Origin of the sequence: Colwellia sp. KU-HH00111 (assembly GCF_040362745.1) — a bacterium.
Taxonomy (GTDB): Bacteria; Pseudomonadota; Gammaproteobacteria; order Enterobacterales; family Alteromonadaceae; genus Colwellia.
The window spans coordinates 162,591-187,566 of sequence record NZ_BAABWO010000005.1; the positions used below are offsets into that span (position 1 = coordinate 162,591).

Annotated in this window: 18 protein-coding genes; 8 read left to right on the plus strand and 10 right to left on the minus strand. The window is 39.6% G+C overall.

Annotation, left to right across the window (positions count from 1 at the left end):
- Positions 1 to 71 precede the first annotated feature (71 nt).
- Positions 72 to 1,133: an efflux RND transporter periplasmic adaptor subunit gene (locus ABXG98_RS10990; protein ID WP_353538729.1), complete on the minus strand. Its 1,062-nt coding sequence runs from the start codon at positions 1,131 to 1,133 to the stop codon at positions 72 to 74.
- A gap of 19 nt (positions 1,134 to 1,152) precedes the next feature.
- Positions 1,153 to 4,290: an efflux RND transporter permease subunit gene (locus tag ABXG98_RS10995; protein ID WP_353538730.1), complete on the minus strand. Its 3,138-nt coding sequence runs from the start codon at positions 4,288 to 4,290 to the stop codon at positions 1,153 to 1,155.
- Positions 4,291 to 4,519: 229 nt separating this feature from the next.
- On the opposite strand from ABXG98_RS10995, the gene ABXG98_RS11000 reads away from it, so the two are divergent.
- Positions 4,520 to 5,056: a hypothetical protein gene (locus ABXG98_RS11000; RefSeq protein WP_353538731.1), complete on the plus strand. Its 537-nt coding sequence runs from the start codon at positions 4,520 to 4,522 to the stop codon at positions 5,054 to 5,056.
- A 419-nt stretch (positions 5,057 to 5,475) separates the two neighbouring features.
- Here the strand turns inward: ABXG98_RS11000 and ABXG98_RS11005 are convergent, their stop codons facing one another.
- From ABXG98_RS11005 to ABXG98_RS11015, 3 genes are all read right to left on the minus strand, one after another.
- Positions 5,476 to 6,243 carry an SDR family oxidoreductase gene (locus tag ABXG98_RS11005; protein WP_353538732.1) on the minus strand — a complete coding sequence of 256 codons (768 nt, stop codon included), beginning with the start codon at positions 6,241 to 6,243 and terminating at the stop codon, positions 5,476 to 5,478.
- Positions 6,244 to 6,324: 81 nt separating this feature from the next.
- A complete protein-coding gene (locus ABXG98_RS11010; RefSeq protein WP_353538733.1) occupies positions 6,325 to 7,362 on the minus strand; it encodes a phosphotransferase in 1,038 nt (345 codons plus the stop codon).
- 30 nt (positions 7,363 to 7,392) lie between these two features.
- The gene (locus ABXG98_RS11015; RefSeq protein WP_353538734.1) at positions 7,393 to 8,604 is read right to left on the minus strand and encodes an acyl-CoA dehydrogenase family protein; all 1,212 of its coding nucleotides are present in this window, start codon (positions 8,602 to 8,604) and stop codon (positions 7,393 to 7,395) included.
- Positions 8,605 to 8,722: 118 nt separating this feature from the next.
- Between ABXG98_RS11015 and ABXG98_RS11020 the strand changes: the two genes are divergently transcribed.
- Positions 8,723 to 9,646 (plus strand): LysR family transcriptional regulator, encoded by a 924-nt coding sequence (locus tag ABXG98_RS11020; RefSeq protein WP_353538735.1) that lies wholly within the window; start codon positions 8,723 to 8,725, stop codon positions 9,644 to 9,646.
- Here ABXG98_RS11020 and ABXG98_RS11025 read toward each other — a convergent pair.
- On the minus strand, positions 9,638 to 11,014 hold the full coding sequence (locus ABXG98_RS11025) for a hypothetical protein (RefSeq protein ID WP_353538736.1): 1,377 nt from the start codon (positions 11,012 to 11,014) through the stop codon (positions 9,638 to 9,640). The genes ABXG98_RS11020 and ABXG98_RS11025 overlap by 9 nt on opposite strands.
- A 135-nt stretch (positions 11,015 to 11,149) precedes the next feature.
- Positions 11,150 to 12,226, minus strand: coding sequence for an acyltransferase family protein (locus tag ABXG98_RS11030; protein WP_353538737.1), 1,077 nt, complete (start codon positions 12,224 to 12,226; stop codon positions 11,150 to 11,152).
- A gap of 197 nt (positions 12,227 to 12,423) precedes the next feature.
- Between ABXG98_RS11030 and ABXG98_RS11035 the strand changes: the two genes are divergently transcribed.
- The 4 genes from ABXG98_RS11035 to ABXG98_RS11050 all read left to right on the plus strand — a co-directional run bounded on the left by ABXG98_RS11035 (position 12,424) and on the right by ABXG98_RS11050 (position 16,533).
- Complete coding sequence (locus tag ABXG98_RS11035) at positions 12,424 to 12,909, plus strand: transcriptional repressor (protein WP_353538738.1); 486 nt, start codon at positions 12,424 to 12,426, stop codon at positions 12,907 to 12,909.
- Between the two features lie 129 nt (positions 12,910 to 13,038).
- Positions 13,039 to 15,405 carry a M1 family metallopeptidase gene (locus ABXG98_RS11040; RefSeq protein ID WP_353538739.1) on the plus strand — a complete coding sequence of 789 codons (2,367 nt, stop codon included), beginning with the start codon at positions 13,039 to 13,041 and terminating at the stop codon, positions 15,403 to 15,405.
- Positions 15,405 to 15,929 (plus strand): DUF6702 family protein, encoded by a 525-nt coding sequence (locus tag ABXG98_RS11045; RefSeq protein ID WP_353538740.1) that lies wholly within the window; start codon positions 15,405 to 15,407, stop codon positions 15,927 to 15,929. The genes ABXG98_RS11040 and ABXG98_RS11045 overlap by 1 nt, the downstream gene beginning before the upstream one ends.
- A gap of 139 nt (positions 15,930 to 16,068) precedes the next feature.
- Positions 16,069 to 16,533, plus strand: a complete 465-nt coding sequence (locus ABXG98_RS11050; RefSeq protein ID WP_353538741.1) for a chemotaxis protein CheX — start codon at positions 16,069 to 16,071, stop codon at positions 16,531 to 16,533.
- A 100-nt stretch (positions 16,534 to 16,633) separates the two neighbouring features.
- Here the strand turns inward: ABXG98_RS11050 and metE are convergent, their stop codons facing one another.
- A complete protein-coding gene (gene metE / locus ABXG98_RS11055; protein WP_353538742.1) occupies positions 16,634 to 18,916 on the minus strand; it encodes a 5-methyltetrahydropteroyltriglutamate--homocysteine S-methyltransferase in 2,283 nt (760 codons plus the stop codon).
- 139 nt (positions 18,917 to 19,055) lie between these two features.
- Between metE and ABXG98_RS11060 the strand changes: the two genes are divergently transcribed.
- Together ABXG98_RS11060 and ABXG98_RS11065 are read left to right on the plus strand one after the other, a co-directional pair.
- A complete protein-coding gene (locus tag ABXG98_RS11060) occupies positions 19,056 to 19,976 on the plus strand; it encodes a LysR substrate-binding domain-containing protein (RefSeq protein WP_353538743.1) in 921 nt (306 codons plus the stop codon).
- Positions 19,977 to 20,045: 69 nt separating this feature from the next.
- Positions 20,046 to 20,648 (plus strand): DNA-J related domain-containing protein, encoded by a 603-nt coding sequence (locus ABXG98_RS11065; protein WP_353538744.1) that lies wholly within the window; start codon positions 20,046 to 20,048, stop codon positions 20,646 to 20,648.
- A gap of 22 nt (positions 20,649 to 20,670) precedes the next feature.
- Here ABXG98_RS11065 and ABXG98_RS11070 read toward each other — a convergent pair whose 3' ends face one another.
- Positions 20,671 to 23,778, minus strand: coding sequence for an efflux RND transporter permease subunit (locus ABXG98_RS11070; protein ID WP_353538745.1), 3,108 nt, complete (start codon positions 23,776 to 23,778; stop codon positions 20,671 to 20,673).
- On the minus strand, positions 23,778 to 24,845 hold the full coding sequence (locus ABXG98_RS11075) for an efflux RND transporter periplasmic adaptor subunit (RefSeq protein WP_353538746.1): 1,068 nt from the start codon (positions 24,843 to 24,845) through the stop codon (positions 23,778 to 23,780). The genes ABXG98_RS11070 and ABXG98_RS11075 overlap by 1 nt, the downstream gene beginning before the upstream one ends.
- Positions 24,846 to 24,976: the final 131 nt, after the last annotated feature.

Here is a 24,976-nt window from a genome sequence, read left to right on the forward strand (position 1 = left end):
TTTTTTACCTTATTTGTTTAGCGCTATATTGTTTTAAAAAAGTAATTCGATAGTAACTTACAGCTAAGCGATTATTGCACCACCACCGCTTGTCCTTCTTTTAAACGTTCTGCACCACGAATAGCTATTTTATCCCCTGGACTTACTTCACCATAAATACTGACCCGATCAAGTGTGCCCTTACCGACAGTAACGAGTAAACGGTGCGCTTTATTCTCATTATCTACCTTGACCACAAAAGTGCCTTCTTTACGCAGAATTAGGGCATCTCGATGCACTGTCAAACTTGGCTTAGTCGCCTGAATTGGTAGTGACACTTTAACTAACTGCCCTGCTGTCCAAAATTCATTTAAATGCTCGGGTATTTGTATTCTTACTTCAAAGGTCTGCGACAAGGGATCTGTTCGAGGAATTATTGACGTTACTGGTGTTGAAATCGTTTGCCCAATTGCTTGCATATTTAGCGTTAGGCCCTTACTAACAAAAGCTAAATATTTAACGGGGACAAACAACCTAGCCTCTAGATGTTCTGTATCTAATAACTTTAATAAAATATCACTGCGGTTAATGTCACTACCAGCCCTCACAATACGCTCAGTGACAACACCGCTAAATGGCGCTTTAACCGTGGCTCTATCGAGTTCATCTTCAATTTGGGCTAATTTTAACTTGGCAATTTCTATATCTGATTGTGCTAATTCAAATTGTGATTTTGTTTGATCTAATTGAAACTGTGAAGTTGAGTTCGTTTGCTTTAATTTATGGAGTCGTTGTAGTTCATTATTAAAATAACGCGCATTGATACTGGCACGCTTTATTTGCGCTTGTTGCTCTGCTTGCTTTAATTGTAATGGTAATAAATCCATTTTCGCTAACACTTGACCTTGTTGCACCATAACACCAGGTTCTTGTAACCAAGCTAATCGGCCACTAACGCCCGCAGTAATATCAACATAAGAACGACTGTGTAGTGTTGCCATTAAATCAGCTGTGGCAGCCAGAGATATTTCAGTAACCGTATCAACTTTTACTGGGCTTAACGGTGCATTGGCTGCATAAGAAAACTGGCTATTCAATAAAACACATACTAGCGCGCTGCTGAAAAGGTTTTTTAAGGTAAATTTTGATAACATAAATCGCTCCTAGCTTGCTCTAGCTAATAATCTTGTCTTGTTGTGGTAATCTGGCATGGCTGACCGGGTATAAATCTTTAATAGGACTTCTTTTATTGCCTTGTTTTGGTGATGTCTTTTCACCCAAGCGTAACAAGCTTGGAAACAATACTAGCGTAAAAATTGCGCTAATTAACATGCCGCCAACAATTACAGTGGCAAGACCACGATATATTTCACTACCAACCCCAGGCATAACCATCAAAGGCAACATGCCAAACAAGCTGGTCAATGTACTCATGTATACAGGTCTGGCACGAATGCGAATGGCCTGTGCAACTGCACGTCTTCTTGAGAAACCTTCTTTTTCCGCCTGCCTAGTTTGGTCAACAATTAATATGGCATTATTAACCACTAACCCCAGTAAAATAATAAAGCCGATCATCGTCAACAAATCTAACGATTGATAAGTCACTAGATTTAATAAATTTAAGCCCACAACACCACCGGCAACTGCTAATGGCATCACCAGCAGCACTAATAGGCTATCTTTAGCTGATTTAAATAATGCGGTCATTAATAAAAATAAAATAACTAACGCTAAGATAAAGTTTTTCACCATATCAGTTATTGCCGCCGCCATTTTATTTGCATTACCGCTCAATTGGATCGAGGCTTCAATTGGTAACTGTGCTTTCATTTTAGGAATGACTTTTTCATTAATCATCACTAATGCTTCTTCTAACGACATGGTTGCCGGCGGTGAAATTTGTATGCTAATAGTTCTTTTGCCGTCAACACGGCGTAAGCTAGTTGGACCAGCGGTTCTTGAAAGTGTTGTTAACTCACCTAAAGTTTGTATGCCAGCTAAAGGCGAGTGAATAGGTAAAGCAGCTAGTTCATCAGGTGTTTGCCATTGCTCTCCACGTAAAATAACGTTCACTCTATCATTGCCATCAAAGTACTCACCAATAAATAAGCCACTGGTATAGGCACGGATCGCATTGGCTACATCTCGACGGGTTAAGCCCGCCTGAGTGATACGTTGATCATTAGGAGCCAGTTTGAGTTCAGGTTCTGACAAGGTTAACCCCGGATTAGGGAAAGCCGTTGTGCCAGGCATAGTGTCATTAATTGCATCTATTCCTACTTGCGCGACTGACATTAAGCTTTCAATATCTGGCCCTTGTACATTAATTTCTACTGTGCGGCCATTCCCCCCACCTGACACATTAATCATCGAGCCTCTAAATAAAAATACTTGGGTATCGGGTAGCCCGCCTAATACTTGTTCTCGAATAACCTTCATCAACGGCTCTACGCGTGTGGGATCAGCCGCATAGATGAAACCACCTGTTGCACCTGAGCCAAACGAGTAGAAGTTATAACTCTTTATTTTGGGGAGTTTTTCTCCGGTCAAATAAGGCGCTAACCTGTCTTTAACTAAAGTTGCCATTTCTTTTTCAATAAACTCAACATTGCCTCCTGGCGGCATATTTAAACTAAAAAAGAAACCATCAATGGGCGCGCGTGGCATAAAATCAGTTTTTGGCAGCAACAGGGTTATCGCTAAAACAGAGCCACCTAATAAAAATGCAACCCAACTTAAGCGCTTAGTTTGGCTATTTGTTAAACGCATCACCAAGGTGGTGAGTTTTTCCCAATAGTGTGCGAAGGGATCATTATCGGTATTCGATTTAAGCCAATATCGGGTAGCAATGGGTAAAATGGTGATCGCGGTTACCAGTGAAGCAATCACGGCAATAGAGAGGGTCAAGGCTAAATCTGAGAATAATTGCCCTTCAATACCCGCCATAAACAAAATCGGTAAGAAAATGGCTACACTGGTTGCCGTTGAAGCAAATAACGCCCCTGTTACTTGCAAAGCGCCCCGCAATACTGCTTTATTGGTTGCCATCCCTAAACCACGTAAGCGCACAATATTTTCTTGTACTATTATGGCAGCATCTAACACCAGCCCCACAGAAAAAGCTAAACCGGCTAACGAGATCACATTAAGACTGCGTTCAAACACACTTAACGCTACAAAAGCGACCATTAACGAAATAGGAATCGTCAGAGCGATAATCAAAATATTGCGCCAACCCCGAAGAAATAACCATAAGATAACCAATGCCAAAACAATGCCTAAGCCAAGGTTGTTTTGCACTAGCTTTAAAGCATTTCGAATGTGAACTGAAGAGTCAAAACTCAGTTCTATTACTAACCCAGCAGCTTTCATTGGTCCATCATTAAGCTCTTTAACTGCGAGGTTAATTTCATCCAACAGTGCCACAGTATTGGCATCATTTTGACGTTTCAAAGTAAAATAGTAAGAAGGTTGACCACTTCTCATATTAAAACCAAAGCGATCAACTAGGGTGTTTTCCACTCGAGCAACATCTTTTAAATATATTGGACGTTCATCACTATAAGCAATGATCATTTCAGCTAAATTTGTTACATCATATTGACCCGAAAAACGCACGGTATATTGTCGTCGACCAACATTAGCAACACCGGCTGACACATCGTTGGCGCGTGCAATAGTTGAACTAATACTAGACAGTGACAACCCTAACGCTGCAGTCTTTAATGGATCAAAGGTTATTCTAAGTTCTCTAGGACGATGACTTTGCAAGTTCACTTGCCCCATACCTGGAATACGAGAAAAACGCGGACGTACAACATCTTCTATTAATTTTTGATATTGACCTAAATCATGAGTGGGATTATCAGGTAAGGTTTTAATCATCAATGATGCGGTATTAGGCCCTCCACGTCCTCCGCCTGCTGAAACAATAGGGTCCATAGCATCTAGCGGAATAGGAGGCGCTTGGTTAAGATTATTGATAACATCCAACATTGCCTTTTGCATATCAGCACCCACATCAAATGTTAGGGTAATATTGCCAAAGCCTCGCTGAATATTAGTCGTTACTTTAGTGACTCCTTGAGTATTTTTAACTACATTCTCAATGGGTTCAATAATTACTGATTCCATTTCAGCAGGGGCGGCACTGCGCCAGCCAGTAGCAATATTAATTTGTGGCTGTTCGATGTCGGGGGTAAGTTGGATAGGTAACTTGAACACACTCATGATGCCAAACACCAAAACCAAAGCAACAATAACAATTATGGCAGCAGGATTTTTCAAAGCGGCTCGGGTTAAGTTCATTATCCTACTCTTATAAATGTTTTGGTTTGTTAATGAGTATATATAGCGTTTGCAAAAAATTTACAATGAATGGGGTCAACGACAGTTATTTTGCGATAAAATCAAGTTTAGACACACACGCTTACAAATTGTCATGGTTTGAAAAAGGATTATTGTTATCTAAAAATGGCTTTATAAAAACACAACCGTGGTATATTCTTATGTCTTCAGATATCAAAAGGAACTATTGATGAACAAACAAAAAGTGAATTTACGCTATTCTTTACCTACTAATTCTGCTGAGGCTATGAAAAATCTAGCCCTTATATTAAAGGTACCTACCCACAAGTTAGTTGGCAATAAAGAAAAAATTGTAGTTGCTATGAGTGGAATCATTCTATATCGGCATTTGAACCGTCTAGATAAAATGTCAGTAATGCAAATGGTTCAAGATTTATCCCATCCACAATTACAAAATGAGCTTAGAATTAAGTGTTTAGAGCCACTTATTAATCCGCAATGGGCTGAGTGGTCATTAACTAATGAAGAATTAAAAGAAGTCTTATCTTTTCATAACCAGTTAAATAGGTGGTCTAGTTTGTTAGGCGCCAATCCTGGTGCATATGGTGTTGGCGGCTCTATTTGGAGTATTGCTAAACAAGGAGCATCAAGAGGAAATATAGCTGTTTTAACAGCATCACTTATGCTTATCGGTTTACATGAGTTTTCATATAATGAGACCCAGAAGTATAGTAGTGAATTAGAACGAAGAAAAGTCTTAAATTAGGTCTTTCTATGAATTACATTAAGGCTTACGGTTTATTTATAATAAGTTATCTTACTTTTACATTTACTGGTGTTTTTATTAATTCTTTTTTTAATATTACACCTGAAGTTGGTTTAAACATTGCTGCATTAATTATTACCACTTTGTTGGTAACCCGGTTTAAACACATAGACTTTTTTAAGAGCTACTCTCGAATTATTTTTTCGTTATTTGGTGGAGGAGTTAGTGTGATAACTACTAGCATTTTAGCAAATATTTTCAGTAGTTTCATCGAACCAAACATTGTTGAAAGTCTTGTTATCTTTGTCTTTAACTCAGTAGTCATTTATTTGACCATTCAAATTTCACACAAGAACTCATAATTAAGTAGCTGGAAGCATTTAGCCTCCAGCTCATGCTGTCATACGACTCAAGTTAGGCTAGATGGTCAAACCGCCATCAACAACAATGCATTCACCATTAGTATAACTACTCGCATTGGAGGCTAAATACAACACCGCACCCGCCATTTCATTTGGCTCAGCATGTCGACTCATCGGAATATTTGCTACCGCTTTTTTGTAGATTTCATCATTGGTAAACAATGCTCCGGCAAATTTAGTTTTAGTAAAGCCTGGTAATAATGCATTACAACGAATACCAAACGGCGCACATTCTTTGGCGAATGATTTAGTCATGTTCACTACGGCAGCTTTGGTGATTGAATAAATACCTTGCATATCACCTGGCTGAATGGCATTTACCGAAGCCGTATTAACAATTGACCCGCCACCTTGTTCACGCATCAGCTTACCCGCCTCTATCGACATAAAGAAATAGCCGCGAATGTTAACATCAACCGTTTTATTAAATGCAGCAATATCAGTATCTAAAATGTGACCAAAATACGGGTTGGCCGCACCATTATTGATAAGGATATCTAACTTGCCATTATGCTGTTGCTTAATGTGTTGAAATGTCGCGGTAATATCGTCCATATTACCCACATTACAAGTGAGCGCTTCAGCGCTGCCACCATTGGCAATAATTTTATCCGCAACTGACTGACAGCCTTCAATTCTTCGACTTGACACAATAACGTGTGCGCCATACTCAGCAAGGCACAAAGCAATTTCTTCGCCAATGCCTCGACTGGCACCACTAACTAAGGCGACTTTCCCAGTTAAATCAAACATATTTTTATACATATTATTTTCCTATTATTCGAGTGTATTTACATAGCTGAACTGTTTATTAAAGCGCTACGCTTCTGTGATAATTTTTCAACGCTACTTTCCTTTATCAATGATCTCAAGCGCCATTTGCGCTAACGGCTCAACAAATTTTCCGGTTGCCGTTGCTTGTTTATTCGATGCGTTTCCTTGCGTAGCTCGCTTAGCAACTCCTTGAGCAATGGCGGCTAAACGGAAAAAGCAGAAAGCTAAATAAAATGACCAGTTGCTGATGCTTTCAACCCCTGTTAGTTGACAGTACAAGGCAACAATTTCTTGCTCAGTTGGAATACCTAAGGCTTCACGATCAACCCCCATCAATCCTTTTGAAGCGGGTGATTGTGACGGCATGCGTAATTGCATACAGTGGTAAGCTAAATCAGCATAAGGATGACCTAAGGTAGATAACTCCCAATCTAGCACGGCAATCACTTCTGGTTTTTCTGGATGAAACATCAAGTTATCAAGACGGTAATCACCATGAGCAATAGACACTAAGCCATCGTCTGGCGGCGTATTCGCTGCTATCCAAGTGATCAGTTTTTCCATGGCAGGAATATTGTCAATTTCTGAGGCGCGATATTGTGTAACCCAACGGGTTATTTGGCGTTGATAATAATTACCCGGCCGGCCGTATTCACTTAGGCCCGCCGCGTTAATATCTACTTTATGTAACTTGGCTAAGGTATGAATAACCTCTTGGTGAATGGCACGGCGCTGATCTTTATTTTGCGCTTGGGGCAGTGCCGAATCCCAAAATACTCGTCCGGGTAAATATTCCATTAAATAAAACATTGAGCCAATCACATCTCGGTTTTCGCATAAATGAAACACTTTAGCTACCGGTACCTCTGTCGCAGCCAATGCCGACAAAATTTTATATTCGCGGTCAACCGCATGCGCCGATTTAAGTAACTTACCCGGCGGTTGGCGACGCAAAACATAAACCCCTGATGCCGCATTGACTTTAAAGGTGGGGTTAGACTGGCCGCCAGCAAATTTTTCAAGGGTGAGCGGACCTTTAAACCCCTTTACATTTTGCTCTAAATATCGACCTAATAAGGTAACATCTATTTGTTCACTAGTACTGGTCATACATAAACTCCGTGAAAATGAGGTAAAAAATTAAGCGCAGTGTTTCTTAACTAAATCACGCCCTAGTTGCATCATATGTACTTGATCAGGCCCATCAGCAAATTTTAACGAACGAGCATAAGCAAACATATGTGCTAGAGGCGTATCTTGACTAACGCCCAAGGCGCCATGGGCTTGAATAGAACGTTCAATCACATTTAATGCCATTTGTGGGGCAACAATTTTAATCATTGAAATTAATTCTTTTGCCCCTTTATTCCCAAGCTCATCCATCGCTTTTGCTGCTTTTAAGGTTAACAAGCGCGCTTGTTCTATCTCACAATAAGATTTAGCTATATCTTCACGTACTGATTGTTGTTTAATCAATGGACGGCCAAACACAATACGATTATTAGCGCGCTCCATATGTAACTCCAAGGCACGTTGTGCCATGCCTATCATCCGCATACAATGGTGAATACGTCCAGGCCCTAAACGGCCTTGTGCAATTTCAAAGCCACGGCCTTCTCCGAGAATAAGGTTACTAGCTGGCACTCGCACGTTATCAAAGGTAATTTCAGCGTGCCCTTCTGGCGCATCATCATAGCCAAACACTTTCATGGCACGCGTAACGGTTACCCCGGGAGTGTTCATCGGCACTAAGATTTGTGATTGTTGTATATAGCGATTTTTATTGTCTGGGTCGGTTTTACCCATCACAATCATAATTTCACATTGTTTTCGGTTAGCCCCTGAAATATAGAACTTTTTGCCATTGATGACATAGTCATCACCGTCACGGACAATAGCAGTTTCAATATTTGTTGCATCACTTGAAGCAACCGCAGGCTCTGTCATCGCAAATGCTGAACGAATATCACCATTAAGCAAAGGCATTAACCATTGTTGCTTTTGTTCTTCATTGGCATATTTAGCTAATACTTCCATATTACCCGTATCAGGTGCCGCGCAATTAAAGACTTCAGAGCACCAAATAACTCGGCCCATTTCTTCCGCTAAAACCGCATACTCTAAATTAGTTAAGCCACCACTGTAGTGCCCATGCTCAAGGGGCAAAAATAAATTCCATAGTCCCGCAGCTTTGGCCGCTAACTTTAGCTGCTCAGTTAACGGCCCAGTTGACCAAGGGTCCAGAGCGACTTGTTGTTCAAACAATGCCTCATTTGGATAAATATGTTCATTCATAAAGTCACGAAGTTTAGCGACTAACGCGTTAACTTTTTCTGTATGTTCAAAGTTCATTGCCCTCTCCTCAATAGTTGTGATGTGTTGATCATGGCGATACATCTACTTTAATACTGGACTTATTATAAATAAAATTTATTATATGAATAAAACCTGATTCACACTATGAATAAGCATGAATTTAAACAACATCGATTTAAATTTATTTTTGGTCTTTAATGCCATTTATAACGAACGTAATTTAACCAAAGCGGCCAATATACTTTGCATTACCCAGCCCGCCGTAAGTAATGCTTTAAAACGCTTTCGTTCAATAGTCAATGATCCGCTTTTTATTAGAACCCCCACAGGAATGGCACCAACTCCAGTAGCAGAAAGCATGATTACTCCAGTTCAACAAGCTATTCAACTATTGGACTTAAGCGTCACTAGTAATCAAGTGTTTGATCCTAAAACTGCGGATAAGAACTTTGTCTTCAATATGAATGACATGGTTGAGATCATGCTGCTACCATCCCTGATGTCCATCCTCAGCGATCGCGCGCCAAAAGCGTCTTTGGAAACCATACAAATAGATCGAGCTAACATTGAAAAAGAGTTAACTTCCGGTGAATTAGATTTCGCCATTGATGTCCCCCATGTCGCTTCGCCACAACTAAAGCAACGTGTACTTATAAAAGACCGATATGTTTGTGTTGCTCGTAAGGATCACCCACTTATTGGTAGCAGTATTACCCTTGAACAATACTTATCGATGGGCCATATCCATATTTCCAGTCGACGACGGGGGAGAGGTTTTGTTGATATTGCACTACAAAAAATGGGGATCAACCGAAATATACAGATGCGCGCACAACATCATTGGGCACTACCGAATTTATTGGCAAATACCAACTTACTCAGTATTATGCCAGCAACTATGGCAAAATCATCGACACTGAAAGTAGTTGAGTTACCCTTTGCCATAGAGCCAGTAGAATGGCGACTATACTGGCATAAAAGTGCAGATTCAGATCCTCGAAATATTTGGATGCGAGATATGATTGATTTGGTGGTGAATAACCACCTCATAGACAGCAACTCGCTCAGTTTACTCTAACTTCATGGCTTCAATATTAACAATTTCACTGCGATTCAAAGTAATTTTAAACCGTTGTAAATGCTCGCCTTCTTTATCAATACAGCGCAAAATCAGATTGATTTGATAGCGGCGTTCCACCCCTTGACTCGATATTTTTTGACCGTCTAAACTATACAAGCGCCCAGCCCCTTTCTTCAAAAAACGAACAAATGGGGTTAAATTAAAAAATATTTGCTGCTGTATCTCGTCATATCCGGGTAAAAACTCCTTAGCTAGTACTTTATTGTCACAGCGAAAGTGAAACAAGCGCGCATCTTGTTTATTCTGCTGGCCCCGCTGTTGAAACAACTCATTCACCGAGTTAGGCAAGTCTTTATTGTTGATGTATTCTAACCACAAAATTTGGCTCAAAATTCGCTTTTGGTTAACACTGTGTACAAATAGATTTTGCCATTTGGGTCGACCTTTTTGCACTTTACGCCAAATCAGTTTAGTGAGATCTTCTTTAAATGTTTCTCGTAAACCATACACTAAGCCTAAAAATGCAATCAGTGCCAAAGTTACTTCAGCAAAATTAGAGCGAGCATTAAGTACTAAGGTCATCACAAAGGCCATGATCACCGCTGTAACACTTCCTGTGACTAAACGCTTTAACTGAAGATCCAAATAGCGGGTTTTTTTCTGAAAAACAACCCCGTATTCAATTAAGCGCTGTAACAACCGCATTTTATTGGTGATTCTGTTTGGGTCATCTAAGGTGACTTGCGAATTGTATTTGCAATCTATGCGGTATGCATTTTCATCACGACAAAAAGCCAGTAAAAACTCTCGCTCAGTAGAAAAGTCACTACTTTTGGGGCCTTTTGACAATAGTTTCAAAAAAGACTGTTCTATATGCCAACTGAGGTAATTATCGGCATTTTCAAAAAACGAACTTAGTTTTTTATCTGAAGGTGTATAACGGCGAAGTTTTTTAATTAACGTAGCAATTTGCTCAACAAGCTCAATGGCGGCAGGATAAAATTCTTCCGCTGTTTTTAACTTTAACGTTTGCTTGATATCAGCATCTAGCGCTATTTTTAGCTGATAAGAATATAAATTTAAATTCAGTCGATAATCGCTTTGACTATCAGGATTTTCGCCTTCAAAACGCTGACTAATAAACCGACTTCGAACTAACGGCAGATGTATTTTAGCGGCATAGTACGCGCTGTGGTTTTTAATATTGCTGTAAAAAAAGTCTTCTACATTCAATGTGCTTGGGCTTATTCCCATATCTAACGGCAGCGAAAAATACAAATCTATTCGTTGTTTTTCTTCTGGCAATAGTTGATGATTTAATTTGAAGGACAAATTCTCATCTTGAGTTAACTTAACTTTTTTCACGCGATAATAATTACCCTTAAACCTTGCTGCTGGATCGACTAAAACCAATTTATTCTGAGATCAAAATGATAAAGTAACTGATTAACCTCATTAATTTTTTACTTAAGTTAAATATACAGCATTAAGGAAAGTTTACTAAATTTTAATGAATATTTTTCTTTGATACAGCTTTAATGAAACGAACCAAAAGACGACCACATGGCTCAGCGCAAACAACAACGACGCTAGCTTTGGCTCAGCAATGGCGTTGAATTGTAAATATAACCAACGGTACAAACTACTACCTCCCACCTCAATAGTTAAATATACCGTAACAACAACAAATGATAAAACATAGACAAACAAAGGGTTAGTGCCATAAACGAGCAAAGGCGATACCAGATGTGTTTGTGCCTTGATATCGATTAACCACACAAAGAAAGCTAATAATAAACAAGCACAACCTGTGGTATAAATAACATACGAACTGGTCCACAATGACTTATTAATCGGTAACACTTGGCTCCATAAAGCGCCCAAACCAATAGCTAAACCACCAATAATAATGAGTTTTACCACGCTCGATTGTTTATCTTCAATTTGGGTTAAATAGCGCGTTAATTCAAAGCCTAGCAACATATTTACCACCGCAGGTAAGGTACTCAACAAGCCCTCAGGCTCAAAACTTATCCCATTGATGGTATACATGTGACTAGCACCAATAATGGCAAGATCAAACTGGCGAACAATATTGCCATCAAGGGTTAAAGCAGCCTCACCAGCGCTGAGTAGTAACAGCCAATATGTGGTAAGAATCACACCGCAGGCTATATAGATTGCCCGTTTATTTAACAAGATAATCAGACTTGCTGCGATAACGTAAGCGATACCAATGCGTTGTAAAACCCCCATAATGCGCCATTGTTCCATCGGCATATTAAAAGGAATAATATTGAGCAAAAGTCCAATAACAAACATAATCCCTCCCCTTTTTACAATACGAAAAAACTGGGTTGGCGTTGCGGCAAAATCACTCTTTTTAAAGGAGAAAAACATGGCAGAGCCAATAATAAACAAGAAAAACGGAAACACTAAATCAGTAGGGGTGACGCCATGCCATTTTGCATGTAGCAAAGGGGCATAAACCTGTGACCACGTGCCAGGCGTGTTGACTAAAATCATTAGCGCGATAGTAACTCCTCTAAAAGCGTCAAGGGCAAGGTAGCGGGTCATAATAGTTCCTGAGAATAGATGTGTTTTTGTCTAATAAGTTTAAAAAAATCGCAAATGACAGCGGTGTCATTTGTAAGGTAACAAAAATATGACCTAAATCATATTCATTTATTGGTTAATAAAACTAGGGCATGTGAAAAAAATATCAATAATGCTACACTGGTTGAAATCATTATAGACACAAATAAAAATTCAAAATGGCAGAACCCGTTTCATCACATGACACTACTCATGACTCTATACACGACACGGTATATGAAAAATTACTTATTCAAGCTCAGCAAGTATGTCAGAGCAAGGGCGCTCGTTTAACAAAAACGCGTGAGCAAGTTTTTTTATTACTCGCGAAACATCAAGGTGCGGTTGGCGCTTACGATTTATTAGATGAATTAAAGCTGCTAGACGCAGCGGCAAAACCTGCAACCATTTATCGCGCACTAGACTTTTTATCAAAGCAAGGCTTTGTCCATAAAATTGAGTCTATTAATGCCTTTGTTATGTGCCATCACTTTGGTGATTGCAACCACCCAGTACAATTACTGATTTGCGATGAATGTGGCCATGTTGAAGAAATTCAATCAAACAACTTTGATTTAGCATTACGCTCAATGGCTGACGCTAACGGTTTTAGTATTAGCCATCAAATTGTTGAAGCCCATGGCCGTTGTAAAAGGTGTCATTAATCTTATTAATGACACCTTTTATCTCAAATACCCTTTTCTGCCTTACCAAGCGACTCTGCAACATGCTATAAAAGCCGACTAAAAAATGGATTTTGTCCATCAAATTTGCAACTATAAAATTGGAAGGTTATGAAATATTCATTATCAACAGCACTTGTTTGCCTATCTGTTGCCTTTGCGAGCAGCATAGTTTCTACCAGCGCTCAAGCTAAAAACACCATAGCTAGTGACAAATTTCGTCAACTAGATGAAATGTTACCGACACCAAACGTCTATCGCACAGCTTCAGGTGCGCCAGGTCATCAATATTGGCAGCAACAAGTTGATTACCAGATTGATATCAAACTAGATGACCAAACCCAGCAATTATCAGGCTATGAAACGTTAACCTATACCAATAATTCACCAGATACACTGCGTTATATCTGGTTGCAACTTGATCAAAATAAATTAAAACGCAACGCTGATGCCAAACTGATAAAAACTACACCACCATTAAAAAAAGTAACATACACTGGTGTGCGTAATATGATTGAGACGCCAAAATTTGATGGTGGCTATAATATCACTAAGGTTACTGCCAGCAGTGGTAAGGCACTAAATTATGTGATTAATGGCACCATGTTACGTATTGATTTGCCCAAAGCGCTAAAATCAGGGAAAACCACTGAATTTAATGTTGAGTGGAATTATCAATTACACGAACAAAAAGTATTAGGTGGTCGTTCAGGCTATGAATATTTTAAAGAAGATGATAACTACTTATACGAAATTGCTAGCTGGTTCCCTCGTGCTGTGGCTTATTACGATACCATGGGTTGGCAAAATAAACAGTTTTTAGGGCGCGGCGAATTCACCTTAGAGTTTGGTGATTATGATGTAAAAATTACCGTACCAAGCGACCATATTGTTGCAGCTACTGGTGAATTACAAAATGCCAGTAAGGTATTAACCAAAACTCAACGCAAACGTTTAAAACGTGCCAAAACAGCGAAAAAGCCTGTACTAATTGTGACTGTTGACGAAGCATTGGCTAATGAAAAATCCCGTGCTAAAACAACCAAAACTTGGCACTTTAAGGCCAAAAACGTTCGAGATTTTGCCTTTGCTTCAAGCCGCAAATTTATTTGGGATGCTCAGGGTTATCAACATGGTGGTACCAACACCATGGCAATGTCTTATTATCCTAATGAAGGTAACCCTTTGTGGGAAAAATACTCCACAGAAGCAATAATTCATACCATGGAGCAATACAGCAAATATACCTTTGACTACCCATATCCGGTATCAATATCGGTTAATGGCCCTGTTGGCGGCATGGAATACCCAATGATCACTTTCAATGGCCCACGCCCAACGCTGAATAAGAAAACCGGTGAAAAAACTTATTCACGCCGCACTAAATATGGGTTAGTTGGGGTGATCATCCATGAAGTTGGTCACAACTATTTCCCGATGATAGTCAATTCTGACGAACGTCAATGGACCTGGATGGATGAAGGTTTGAATACTTTCTTGCAATTTTTGGCCGAACAAGCATGGGAAGAAGACTACCCTTCACGCCGTGGTGATGCCGCCAATATTACCAGTTACATGAAAAGCAGCAATCAAGTGCCTATCATGACCAACTCAGAGTCAATTTTGCAATTTGGCAACAATGCCTACGGTAAACCAGCAACGGCGCTCAATATTTTACGTGAAACCATCATGGGTCGTGAATTATTTGATTTTGCTTTTAAAGAATACGCTCAACGTTGGAAATTTAAACGCCCGACTCCAGCTGACTTTTTCCGAACCATGGAAGATGCCTCAGCCGTTGACTTAGACTGGTTCTTCCGTGGCTGGTTTTATACCACAGATCACGTTGATATCGCTTTAGGCGACATTCATTTGTATAGTGCTGATAGCCAAAACCCTGATACCGAGGAAGCTTGGTTGCGTGCATTAGAAAATGAAAAGCCTGAATTCATCTCAAGCTTAATGAATAAAGGACAATGGGTGAGAACCCAAGATAGACCTGAATTATTAGATTTTTACAATGAGCATGATAAGTTTACCGCCACCAATGCTGCGCGTAATAAATACAATGCAAGTATGAAAAAATTAGAGCAGTGGCAAAAAGATTTATTATTAACACAAAGTAATTTTTACTTAATCGACTTTGAAAACAAAGGCGGCTTAGTAATGCCCATTATTTTGGACATCACTTATGCTGATGGCACCAATGAGCATATGAAAATACCTGCAGAAATCTGGCGTCAAAACTCAAAAAAGGTTTCAAAATTATTGATTCGTGATAAAGAAATTACCGCTTTAGCTATTGACTCAAAATGGGAAACCGCTGATGTCAATGTGAATAATAACTACTGGCCAGCCAGACCTATTAAATCTCGCTTTAATCTTTACAAAAGAAAGAAAAAAGACATGATGCGCGACTATAATGAAAAATTAAAGTCGGCTGATGATAAAGGCAATGAAGAAAACGAAGTGAATTAATGTTGGCTTTAATTCGTTCTTTAATCAGTAAAGCATTCATTGCCATACTGTTGGTTGGAGCAGTAGCATCCGCTACTGCTCACACCTATTTTTTTGGCGTTTCAGAGCTAAATATCAATAATGAAAACCATCGTATTGAAGTTATTCATCAGTTTACTGCCCATGATATTGAAAATGCTATTGCTGAAATAAAACAAGTCAGTTTTTCTCCTGAGCACCCGCAATATGACCAACTAATACAATGGTATATTGAGCAGCATTTTATTTTAGCGCAATCTAATCAAGTCATTGAGCTAGATTGGATTGGCTTTGAAGTAAAACGAGGGCAACTCTTTGCTTATCAAGAAAGCCGCTCACAACACGCATTGCACAACTTACGCATAAAGAATACTGTACTCACCCAAACGTATGTTGAACAAGTAAACACGGTTAATTATCAAGATTTAAATCCTTTAAATAAAATTCAAGGTAGTTTAACCTTTGATATATCATCTAGTGTTGCTATTATTAAAGCGAATAAATAAATACTTGTACTCACCTGATACGGTTTATTGCCTCCTAGGACACAATCAAGTGAGTATTAATTTCACAGTTTGATTTACATTTGTAGCAGAAGTGTGCAAAATCAAAACATTACCTAGTAACTAAGACTCGGACGACTTCATGAAAGTAGAGTTTATTAACCCGTTTTTATCATCCATGTTAAATGTCATGTCTACTATGGCAAGAATGGAATTGACTCCCGAAAAGCCTAAATTAAAGAAAGATGATGTTGCCATGGGCGATGTATCTGGCTTAATAGGCATGGTCAGCCCAGAAGCAAAAGGTTCGCTTTCTATCACCTTTGACGCCCCGTTAGCACTTGCCACCATGAAAGGTATGGTTGGAGAAGCCCCAGATGAAGTCAATGACGAAATAACCGATTTAGTTGGCGAAATAACTAATATGGTCACTGGTGGAGCTAAACGCATGCTCAGTGAAAAAGGCTTTGAATTTGATATGGCTACGCCCATTGTTGTCTCTGGCAAAGCTCATACTATTCATCATAAATCAAAAGGGCCTGTAGTGATTATTTCATTAAAAGGAGAAGTGGGTAAAGCCTACATAGAATTCTCTTTTGATGAGTAAGATTAACGTTATCTAAACTAGCTCTTCACAACTACATACTGAAAAAGCACGCTACAATAGCGTGCTTTTTTATTGGCTCTGCTTATAGCTAATCATTTAATTAATCACTGACCGCTCTTAATTGCTTTGCCGCCAAAACCATATTAGCTAATGCTGACTTAGTTTCATCCCACCCTCTTGTTTTCAAACCACAATCTGGATTAACCCACAATCGCTGAGACGGAATATACTGCTGCGCTTTCTCTAACAAAGCTACCATCGACTCAACCGTTGGAACATTAGGAGAGTGAATATCATAAACTCCAGGCCCTAAATCATTTGGGTAAGACTGTTGTTCAAAGGCATCAAGTAACGCCATGTTGGAGCGTGCAGTTTCTACGGTCAGTACATCTGCATCTAAGGCAATAATGGCTGGTAAAATATCATTAAATTCTGAATAGCACATATGGGTATGAATTTGGGTATGTGCGGGTGCTTTAGCAGCAGACAAACGAAATGATGCCGTCGCCCAGTCTAAATAATGTTGCCATTGACTTTGTTTGACTGGCATCCCTTCACGTATTGCTGGCTCATCTATTTGAATAATTTGTGTGCCATTATTTACTAAGTCATCTACTTCATCACTGATCGCTAGTGCTATTTGTTTGGCAACCTGCTCTCGTGGCAAATCATCTCGAACAAATGACCAAGTTAATATGGTAACAGGCCCCGTTAACATTGCCTTTACTGGCTTGTCTGTTAAACCTTGCGCATACTTAATCCACTCTAAGGTCATAGGATGTTTACGGCTAATATCACCAAAAATAATTGGCGGTTTAACACACCGAGAGCCATAGCTTTGTACCCAAGCAAATTGAGTAAAGGCAACGCCTTCGAGTAATTCACCAAAGTATTCCACCATATCATTACGCTCAGCTTCACCGTGAACTAACACATCTAAGCCTATCTCTTCCTGACAAACAATTGCCGCTTTGATTTGGGCTTCAATTAACCCTTGGTAGGTTTGCTGATCTATTGCATTTTTTCGCCATTTTGCTCTCACTTCACGAATATCGCCAGTTTGTGGAAAAGACCCAATAGTGGTCGTTGGCAAGCACGGTAAATTAAGCGCTTGTTGTTGAATTTGTTTTCTTTGCTCAAAGGCTACTGCCCGTTGATAATTTGCTGTAGTTAATGATTTCACCCGTTGCTGCACATCAACGTTATTGATGCGCGGAGCAACACGCCTGCCTAAGGCTGAGTTAGAATATAAGGTAATTTCATCACTGTTTTCACTAACAAGCGCCTGCTTTAGTAACGCTAATTCTTGACATTTTTGTTTGGCAAAAGCCAACCACGACTTTAATTCGGCATCCATTTTTTGCTCTTGCTCTAGATCTACCGGCGAATGCAGTAATGAGCATGAAGGCGCAAGCCATAGTCGCGTCCCTAATTGCCGATATAATGGCTGTAATTTTTGAAACACAGACACTAAGTCAGTTTTCCAAATATTTCGACCGTTAATCACGCCTAAGGAAATAACCCAGTGCCCTGGTAATGCACTAATAATCAGATCTACTTGGGTTTTTTCAGCAACAGTATCAATATGAAGTCCATCAACCGCTAGGCATTTTATTAATGCCACATGGTGATCTATAGCGCCAAAATAAGTGGTTAACAATAGCTTGAGTGTTCCTTTGTTCAAGCTATTATAGCTTTGCTTAAAGGCTTGTTGCCAATCACTATTTAACTCTAAGGCTAGTATCGGTTCATCAATTTGCACCCAAGTTACCCCAGCAGCAGATAGCTGCTGAAAAACTTGTTGATATCGTGCTAATAGCGAAGGCAATAACGCCAGTTTATCATCATTTTCTACAACACTTAGATGGAGGTAAGTCATAGGGCCAATCAGTACAACTTTGCGTTGGTCTGACACGGCTTGTGCATCATTATAGTGAGACAACAATGGCGCGACATCAACCTCAACGTCATTGGCTACTAATGCTGATGAAAGCTCAGGCACAATATAATGATAGTTGGTATTAAACCACTTGGTCATATCACTGGCAGCACACTGACACCCGGTAGGTGCTTGTCCTCGTGCAACGCTAAATTCAATATCTAAAGTATTGTTACTTTGTGCACCATGTTGATGGGTAAAACGTTTTGGCACCAGCCCCAGTAATAACGTGGTATTTAATACATGATCATAATGGGCAAAATCACCCACGGGTAATAAATCAATGCCTGCATCGTGTTGAATTTGCCAATTTGATTCTCGGCGTGATTTGCTTTGTGCTAAAAATTCAGCTTGGCTAATATCGCCACGCCAATATTTTTCTAGTGAAAATTTTAACTCGCGTTTTGCGCCAATACGCGGAAAACCTAATGTGTGAATGTGCATAACCTACTCCAATAAATTGATTAGAAACTAACATCATAAAAAATATAGACGTCTAGACGTTTGAATGGTTATACTTTAAAAACCATGAGCACAAAGCACAAGCGCAAATAATTCAATAAGGATATGAAAAAATCTCATTATGTTCGAAATAAAGCACTTAAAAACACTATCAAGCATAGAAGCGGCAGGTAACATTAGAAAAGCGGCGGAGACACTATTTATAAGCCAGTCAGCGTTATCACACCAACTAAAAGATTTAGAGCAACGATTGAATACGCCATTATTTATCCGTAATACGTCTCCGGTGCAATTCACCACTGAAGGTGAAATATTACTATCATTAGCCCATGATATCTTGCCAAAAATTAATCACTCGCTGTTAGCACTAAAGCAGGTAAACAAAACTGAGACTAAGTTAAGTATTTCAATGGACTGTCACGCTTGTTTTCAGTGGCTTTTGCCTGTTACTGAACAGTTTACCAAGCAACACCCTGAGCTAACCATTGAATTCTTGGAGCAAATTTTTGCTCATCAAGATAAAAAACAAACAACTGCGGATATAGTTTTTACTGATGAAAAGTGTGTTAATGAAAACTATACTTACCAAGCGCTTGGTACGTTTGAAGTGGTTGCCGTTTTTGCTAAAACACATCACAACCTAGGTAGCGCCAAAAACTTGCACCAGCAAGCGTTTCTCACCACCGAAGATTTTAATCAGCAAGTACTGCTGACCTATCCAGTTAAAGCTGAAAAGTTAGATATATTTAAGCTATTTTTAAATAAAAGTATTGATAATAATGAACTCACTAAACCAAAAGCCATTAAACACGTTGCCAATAGTCATATGATATTACAAATGGTTGCCGCCAATATGGGAATTGCCACCCTGCCCAAGTGGTTAGTTAACAGCTTAACTAAGCAATCGCTCGTTCAAACAAAACGTATTGGTGAGGCCGGTATATTTAAAACACTGTACGCACGCTATCAAAACGACAGCAAGCATTTAGCGCTGATCAAGCTATTTATTCCGCATGCTATAGCGGCATTCAATCGATTATAGGATCATTAAAATAATTACTAAATGACAACAACAAGGTACAATAAAAGTACAAGCATAGCAGAGACTCGAATGCAGACTTTAAATCGCTATTTAACTCCCATACTCCATGAACTAGAACGCTTCATGCAATGCTATCCATTGAGCAATGAACATCAAATTATTAAACATTTACAAACTCAAAAAATCTCGCCTTTTGAAACCTTTAGCTTAGCGGATAGCAAAGATTTATTTAATGCGCACTTTTTGTGTATGCACGCGCTTTACCAGTTAAAAAAGCAGTATCAATTATCTCAAAAATATAGGCTTGTCATTAGTGCGATACAAATACAAAGAATCACTATAAATGAGGTGAAAGCTTTAAGTGAGTCATCACCAACCTCTCTTGACTCTACAGATCCTCTGGAAAGTTATTACTTAAATTCAAAACATTATTTTGACACGCAAAAAGCTCAAATAGAGGGTATGCTCACATCCTTTTGGCAAAAGTATCTCGCGCAAGATGAAAAAAATGCTGCACTGGCAGTGCTAAATTTACCAGCAAATGCTGACGCTAAAATGGTTAAAACCCGCTATCTCCAGCTGGTACAAAAACACCATCCAGATAAAGGCGGTAGTAACCAAGCCTTTAATAAAATTCAACAAGCCAAAACTGTGCTAGATAAAGCTTTTTAGCGAGTATTCTAAACATATCCAGTTATGTATTGTTTAACTTTGTTTTATTGTACGCACGACGCATCACTAATTGATATAAGGCAGGAATAGCAAACATCGTTAAAAAAGATGAAAAAATTAATCCCCACACAATTGATGTTGCCACCGGCGACCATACCAATGAGTGTCCCCCTAAACCTGATGCTAACGAAAACAAACCAGCGACTGTTGTTAACGTGGTAATGATAATAGGCAACATGCGTCGACGTGCGGCATAGAAGGTAGCATGTGTTAAGCTCATCCCTTTGTTAATATTGTCGTTTGCTGTCGAGATCAATACTATTGAAGAATTAACTGCAATACCTGCTAGAGCAACAATTCCATACATGGTGAACAAGCTTAAGGGATGACTCGATACCAGTAATCCTAAAGTAACGCCAACAAAGGCTAACGGCACTGTTAACAAAATCATTAAGGGTTGAAAGTAACTTTGAAATTGCGTACTGAGAATCAAGTACATTAAACCAATACCAAACAAAAACAACACACCAATTGCATCAATACTTTCTTGAATATCATCAAGTTCCCCTGAAAAATCTAACGAGGTATTAGGAAAACTTGCTGATATGGTTTGCCAATGCGCTAGAATTAGCGCATTAGCTTCAACAGTATCCATCAATTGTTTGTCGATATCAGACTCTAAAGTAATGGTGCGTTTAAAGTTGTAATGTCTTATATTACTTTTTACTTGCACTGTTTCAACATCGACCAAATCACGTAATTCTATACTTGTGCCATAGGGTGTTGGCAGCGTTAACTGCAGTAACGTATCAACATTTTCAAATTGATTAATTTCAGATGCTGTAGACTTTACTCGCAGCGCAACGCGATCGCCCTCTTCCTGCACATAACTCACAATCTCACCATCGATCAACATTTTAATAGCGCGTTGAACATCAGTTGGTGCTACACCAAATCGATTGATTGCATCCGCATTTAACCTAAGTTGCAAGCCAAACCGACCTTTTGAGTCATCATCAGATACATCTTTATAACGAGCATCAGCTTTAACAAATGCAGTTAAGGCATCTGTAGCCAAACGCAGTTCTTCATAATTATCACCACGTACTTTGACACTCACAGGTTTACTAGTAGGCGGGCCACCAGCTAATTTCAAAAATGAAATATTTACCGGGCCAACAACCGAAGAAAGTGCTGTTCGGGTGTCTTCAATGAGCGTTTCAACCGATCTCAACTCATCTGTTTTAGGATTAAGTGACACCAGTACTTGCCCTAAATGGTCACCAAATAAAGGCGCCATTTCAGTGAAGGTTTGTCCGGCATAACTGACCACAGATCGTGTTTCTGCTTCATTTAGTCCAGCAATAGTAAGACCTTCAATTTCTTGTACCTTCGCCATGGTATCTTGCAGCGAACTGGTTGGCGGCATTTCTACGTTGACATAAAACAAACGAATAGTGTCAGCAGCAAAAAAGTCGGTACGAATAAGCCCAGCAGCAATAGAGCCAATAGCCATAACTAACAATAACACCATCCCTGCGAGTGTTTTTTTAGGATGACGCATCACCCGTAACAAACCAAAACCGTATTTTATTTTGAGTTTATGAATAATGCTTTGACGAATATCATCCATACGGCTGGGTTTATCAAAATCAACCTTGGCCGCCATAATATGGCCTGGTAACATCCAATAAGCCTCAACTAAGCTGAAGGCTAAAGCAACGGTTACCACCAGCGGGATGACCATCATAAATTTACCTAAAATACCTGGCAATAACATCAGAGGTAAAAAAGCAGCCATTGTGGTTAACACTGAGGCTGTCACTGGCCTGATAACATCTTGTAAGCCGGTCCAAGCCGCATCTATACCTTGTAAGCCTTGTCTTAGCTTGTAATAGATTGACTCAACCACCACCACTGCATCATCAACTAACATACCTAATGCGATGACAATGGCTAATAACACCGAAGTATTTAGGGTTTGATCTAAGGCTTGCAAAACTACAAAAGTGCCTGCAAGCGTGAATGGAATACCGATAGTCACCAAGAGGCTAACGCGCCCCCCTAAAAAAAACCAGGTGACAAGCAACACAAAAAATAAGCCATAAATCGCATTGGTTTGCATTATGCTTAACGCGTTTTTAGTGATAAGGGTTTGATCGTCCACCAAGGTAAACTCTACACCCAAGGCTTGGCCGACTTTATTGCGGTCTTTTATAAACTGGTCTACACGTTCAACAAGCTCTAGCGTATTGGTGCTTTCTTGTTTCATTACCGCAAACAAAACAGCTGGACGCCCCTCAAAGCTGACAACTCTATCAGCTTTAGCACGTGTTCTAACGACCTCGGCAACATCCGTTAGTCTCAGCTCAGACGTTGCCCCATCAGCGGTTAAAATGGGTAACTGCGCCAAGACATCGGGATTAGTAGTGGTTCCTTGTATTCTTACCAACCATTGATCTTTAGCTATACGTGCTGTACCAGCTGAGGTATCAGTAAAAAATGCGCGAATAGAGTTTGCGATAGTTACTGGCGAAATGCCCAGCTGCTGCATTTTATTAATATCAAACCGTACATGAATTTCAGGGTCTCGCAGCCCAGTGTCTTGGACACGATCAACCCCCGAAATACGCGCCAAATCTTTTTCTAATGCCCGTGCCTGGCGTCTTAAGTTTTCATCATCGGCAATACCTGACACCACAACTGTCGCAGTTGGGAACGCATTGGCTGAGGTGACTTCAAAGATGGTCGGCCTTTCTGCCTCTGCTGGCATTTGATCTTCTACATTACTAATTTCTCGACGCAAATCGGCAACACGTTTATCAAACTGTCGTTCATCCATATCGTGAAATCTGACTAAAATACTCGATAACGCTTCTCGACTGGTACTTGAAACAAATTTAATATCTTGAATTTTTTCCACCGACTCTTCTATAACGTCGGTAATTTTTTGCTCAACATCTTTTGCTGAAGCGCCAGGTAAAAAGGTGGTTATTTGCACCCAATTGAAATTAATTGACGGATCTTGTTCGCGAGGAAGTTGTTGATATACTACAGCGCCCATAACTAAAATAAGCACGAAAAACAAATTAGTTAATACATGGTTTTGAATGAGATTACGTAACCACATTATGATTTGTCTCCATGACTTATCTTAATTTGTTTGGTTACTTCAATTTCATCACCATCGTTCAAACCATGGCGGCCCTCGGTGATTATTCTAGTATTTGGTGTCATATTAAACGCCAAGGGGCGGCCTTCTTCTGCGGAGCTTACCGCAATAAACTTTGCACTATTTTTATCCCCTAGTTGCTCAACAATAAAATAACCTCTTTTTCCATCACGTTTTAACAATAAGTGCGCAGGTAAGTACGACATCTCACTCTGCCAACGTAAGCGTCCTGTGCTGCCCGGTATTGCTTTGTTATCAGTGAATACAAAACGTGCTTCTCGACTCTTCTCGTTACTTTGTATAACCGGTAATATCGTACGCAACGCTACCTGATATTGCGTTGAGCCAACATCAAATAGATAGGCGCTAGCCCCATTAAAGCTCGACTCATCACTGTTAGCAATTTTCGCGGAAACTTCTAAGTCATTAACCTCGACCATTTCGATAACAGGCTTTCCATAACTAATCATTTCGCCGACACTAGCAATTCGCTGTGTAACAACGCCGTCGAATGGCGCTTTTATGCTGCAACGTTCAACATTGAGTTTGGCCATATCTAATAAGGCTTGTTGCACTTTTAATAATGACTCGGCTGTTGTTACTGCACTTAATAATCTATCTAGCTCAGCTTCCCCTATATTTTTGGCTTTTACGAGTTCTTCGCCACGTACTAATTCACGTTTATTTAGCAATAACTGCGTTTTTGCTTGAGAAAACTGAGCATGCTCAATGGTTAATTTAGCGTTATTATCAATACAATCAACACGCGCTAGGATTTCTCCTTGATTAAAGGTATCACCCACTTTAGCCCGCATCTCGCTTATCACACCAGAGGTTTGTGCGGGGATATGACCTTGATTCAAGCTTACCACCACAGCTGGAGAGCTTCGCGTTGGATTCATCAATAAACGGCTGGCAACTTCTGCGGTAACCAGTGTCGCCGCATAACTAACTGACGAGCTAATCATTGACGACAATACAAATAAGATTGCCAACCACAATGTGAGAACACGAAAACAACTCATGTAAAGATCCTTAAAACTAGCTAATACCAAGTTGATTATGCTAGCGAGTAATTTATAACAATATTTGAATACTGTTACTTTGACAACGACTGACCTAGGGGTCAATATAATCCTTGTATCTTTTTGTACAA

Bases quoted from the DNA above. Each gene is read 5' to 3' on its own strand.
- ABXG98_RS10990 (WP_353538729.1), bottom strand. From the start codon at position 1,133: ATGTTATCAAAATTTACCTTAAAAAACCTTTTCAGCAGCGCGCTAGTA.
- ABXG98_RS10995 (WP_353538730.1), bottom strand. From the start codon at position 4,290: ATGAACTTAACCCGAGCCGCTTTGAAAAATCCTGCTGCCATAATTGTT.
- ABXG98_RS11000 (WP_353538731.1), top strand. From the start codon at position 4,520: ATGAACAAACAAAAAGTGAATTTACGCTATTCTTTACCTACTAATTCT.
- ABXG98_RS11005 (WP_353538732.1), bottom strand. From the start codon at position 6,243: ATGTATAAAAATATGTTTGATTTAACTGGGAAAGTCGCCTTAGTTAGT.
- ABXG98_RS11010 (WP_353538733.1), bottom strand. From the start codon at position 7,362: ATGACCAGTACTAGTGAACAAATAGATGTTACCTTATTAGGTCGATAT.
- ABXG98_RS11015 (WP_353538734.1), bottom strand. From the start codon at position 8,604: ATGAACTTTGAACATACAGAAAAAGTTAACGCGTTAGTCGCTAAACTT.
- ABXG98_RS11020 (WP_353538735.1), top strand. From the start codon at position 8,723: ATGAATTTAAACAACATCGATTTAAATTTATTTTTGGTCTTTAATGCC.
- ABXG98_RS11030 (WP_353538737.1), bottom strand. From the start codon at position 12,226: ATGACCCGCTACCTTGCCCTTGACGCTTTTAGAGGAGTTACTATCGCG.
- ABXG98_RS11035 (WP_353538738.1), top strand. From the start codon at position 12,424: ATGGCAGAACCCGTTTCATCACATGACACTACTCATGACTCTATACAC.
- ABXG98_RS11040 (WP_353538739.1), top strand. From the start codon at position 13,039: ATGAAATATTCATTATCAACAGCACTTGTTTGCCTATCTGTTGCCTTT.
- ABXG98_RS11045 (WP_353538740.1), top strand. From the start codon at position 15,405: ATGTTGGCTTTAATTCGTTCTTTAATCAGTAAAGCATTCATTGCCATA.
- ABXG98_RS11050 (WP_353538741.1), top strand. From the start codon at position 16,069: ATGAAAGTAGAGTTTATTAACCCGTTTTTATCATCCATGTTAAATGTC.
- metE (WP_353538742.1), bottom strand. From the start codon at position 18,916: ATGCACATTCACACATTAGGTTTTCCGCGTATTGGCGCAAAACGCGAG.
- ABXG98_RS11060 (WP_353538743.1), top strand. From the start codon at position 19,056: ATGTTCGAAATAAAGCACTTAAAAACACTATCAAGCATAGAAGCGGCA.
- ABXG98_RS11065 (WP_353538744.1), top strand. From the start codon at position 20,046: ATGCAGACTTTAAATCGCTATTTAACTCCCATACTCCATGAACTAGAA.
- ABXG98_RS11070 (WP_353538745.1), bottom strand. From the start codon at position 23,778: ATGTGGTTACGTAATCTCATTCAAAACCATGTATTAACTAATTTGTTT.
- ABXG98_RS11075 (WP_353538746.1), bottom strand. From the start codon at position 24,845: ATGAGTTGTTTTCGTGTTCTCACATTGTGGTTGGCAATCTTATTTGTA.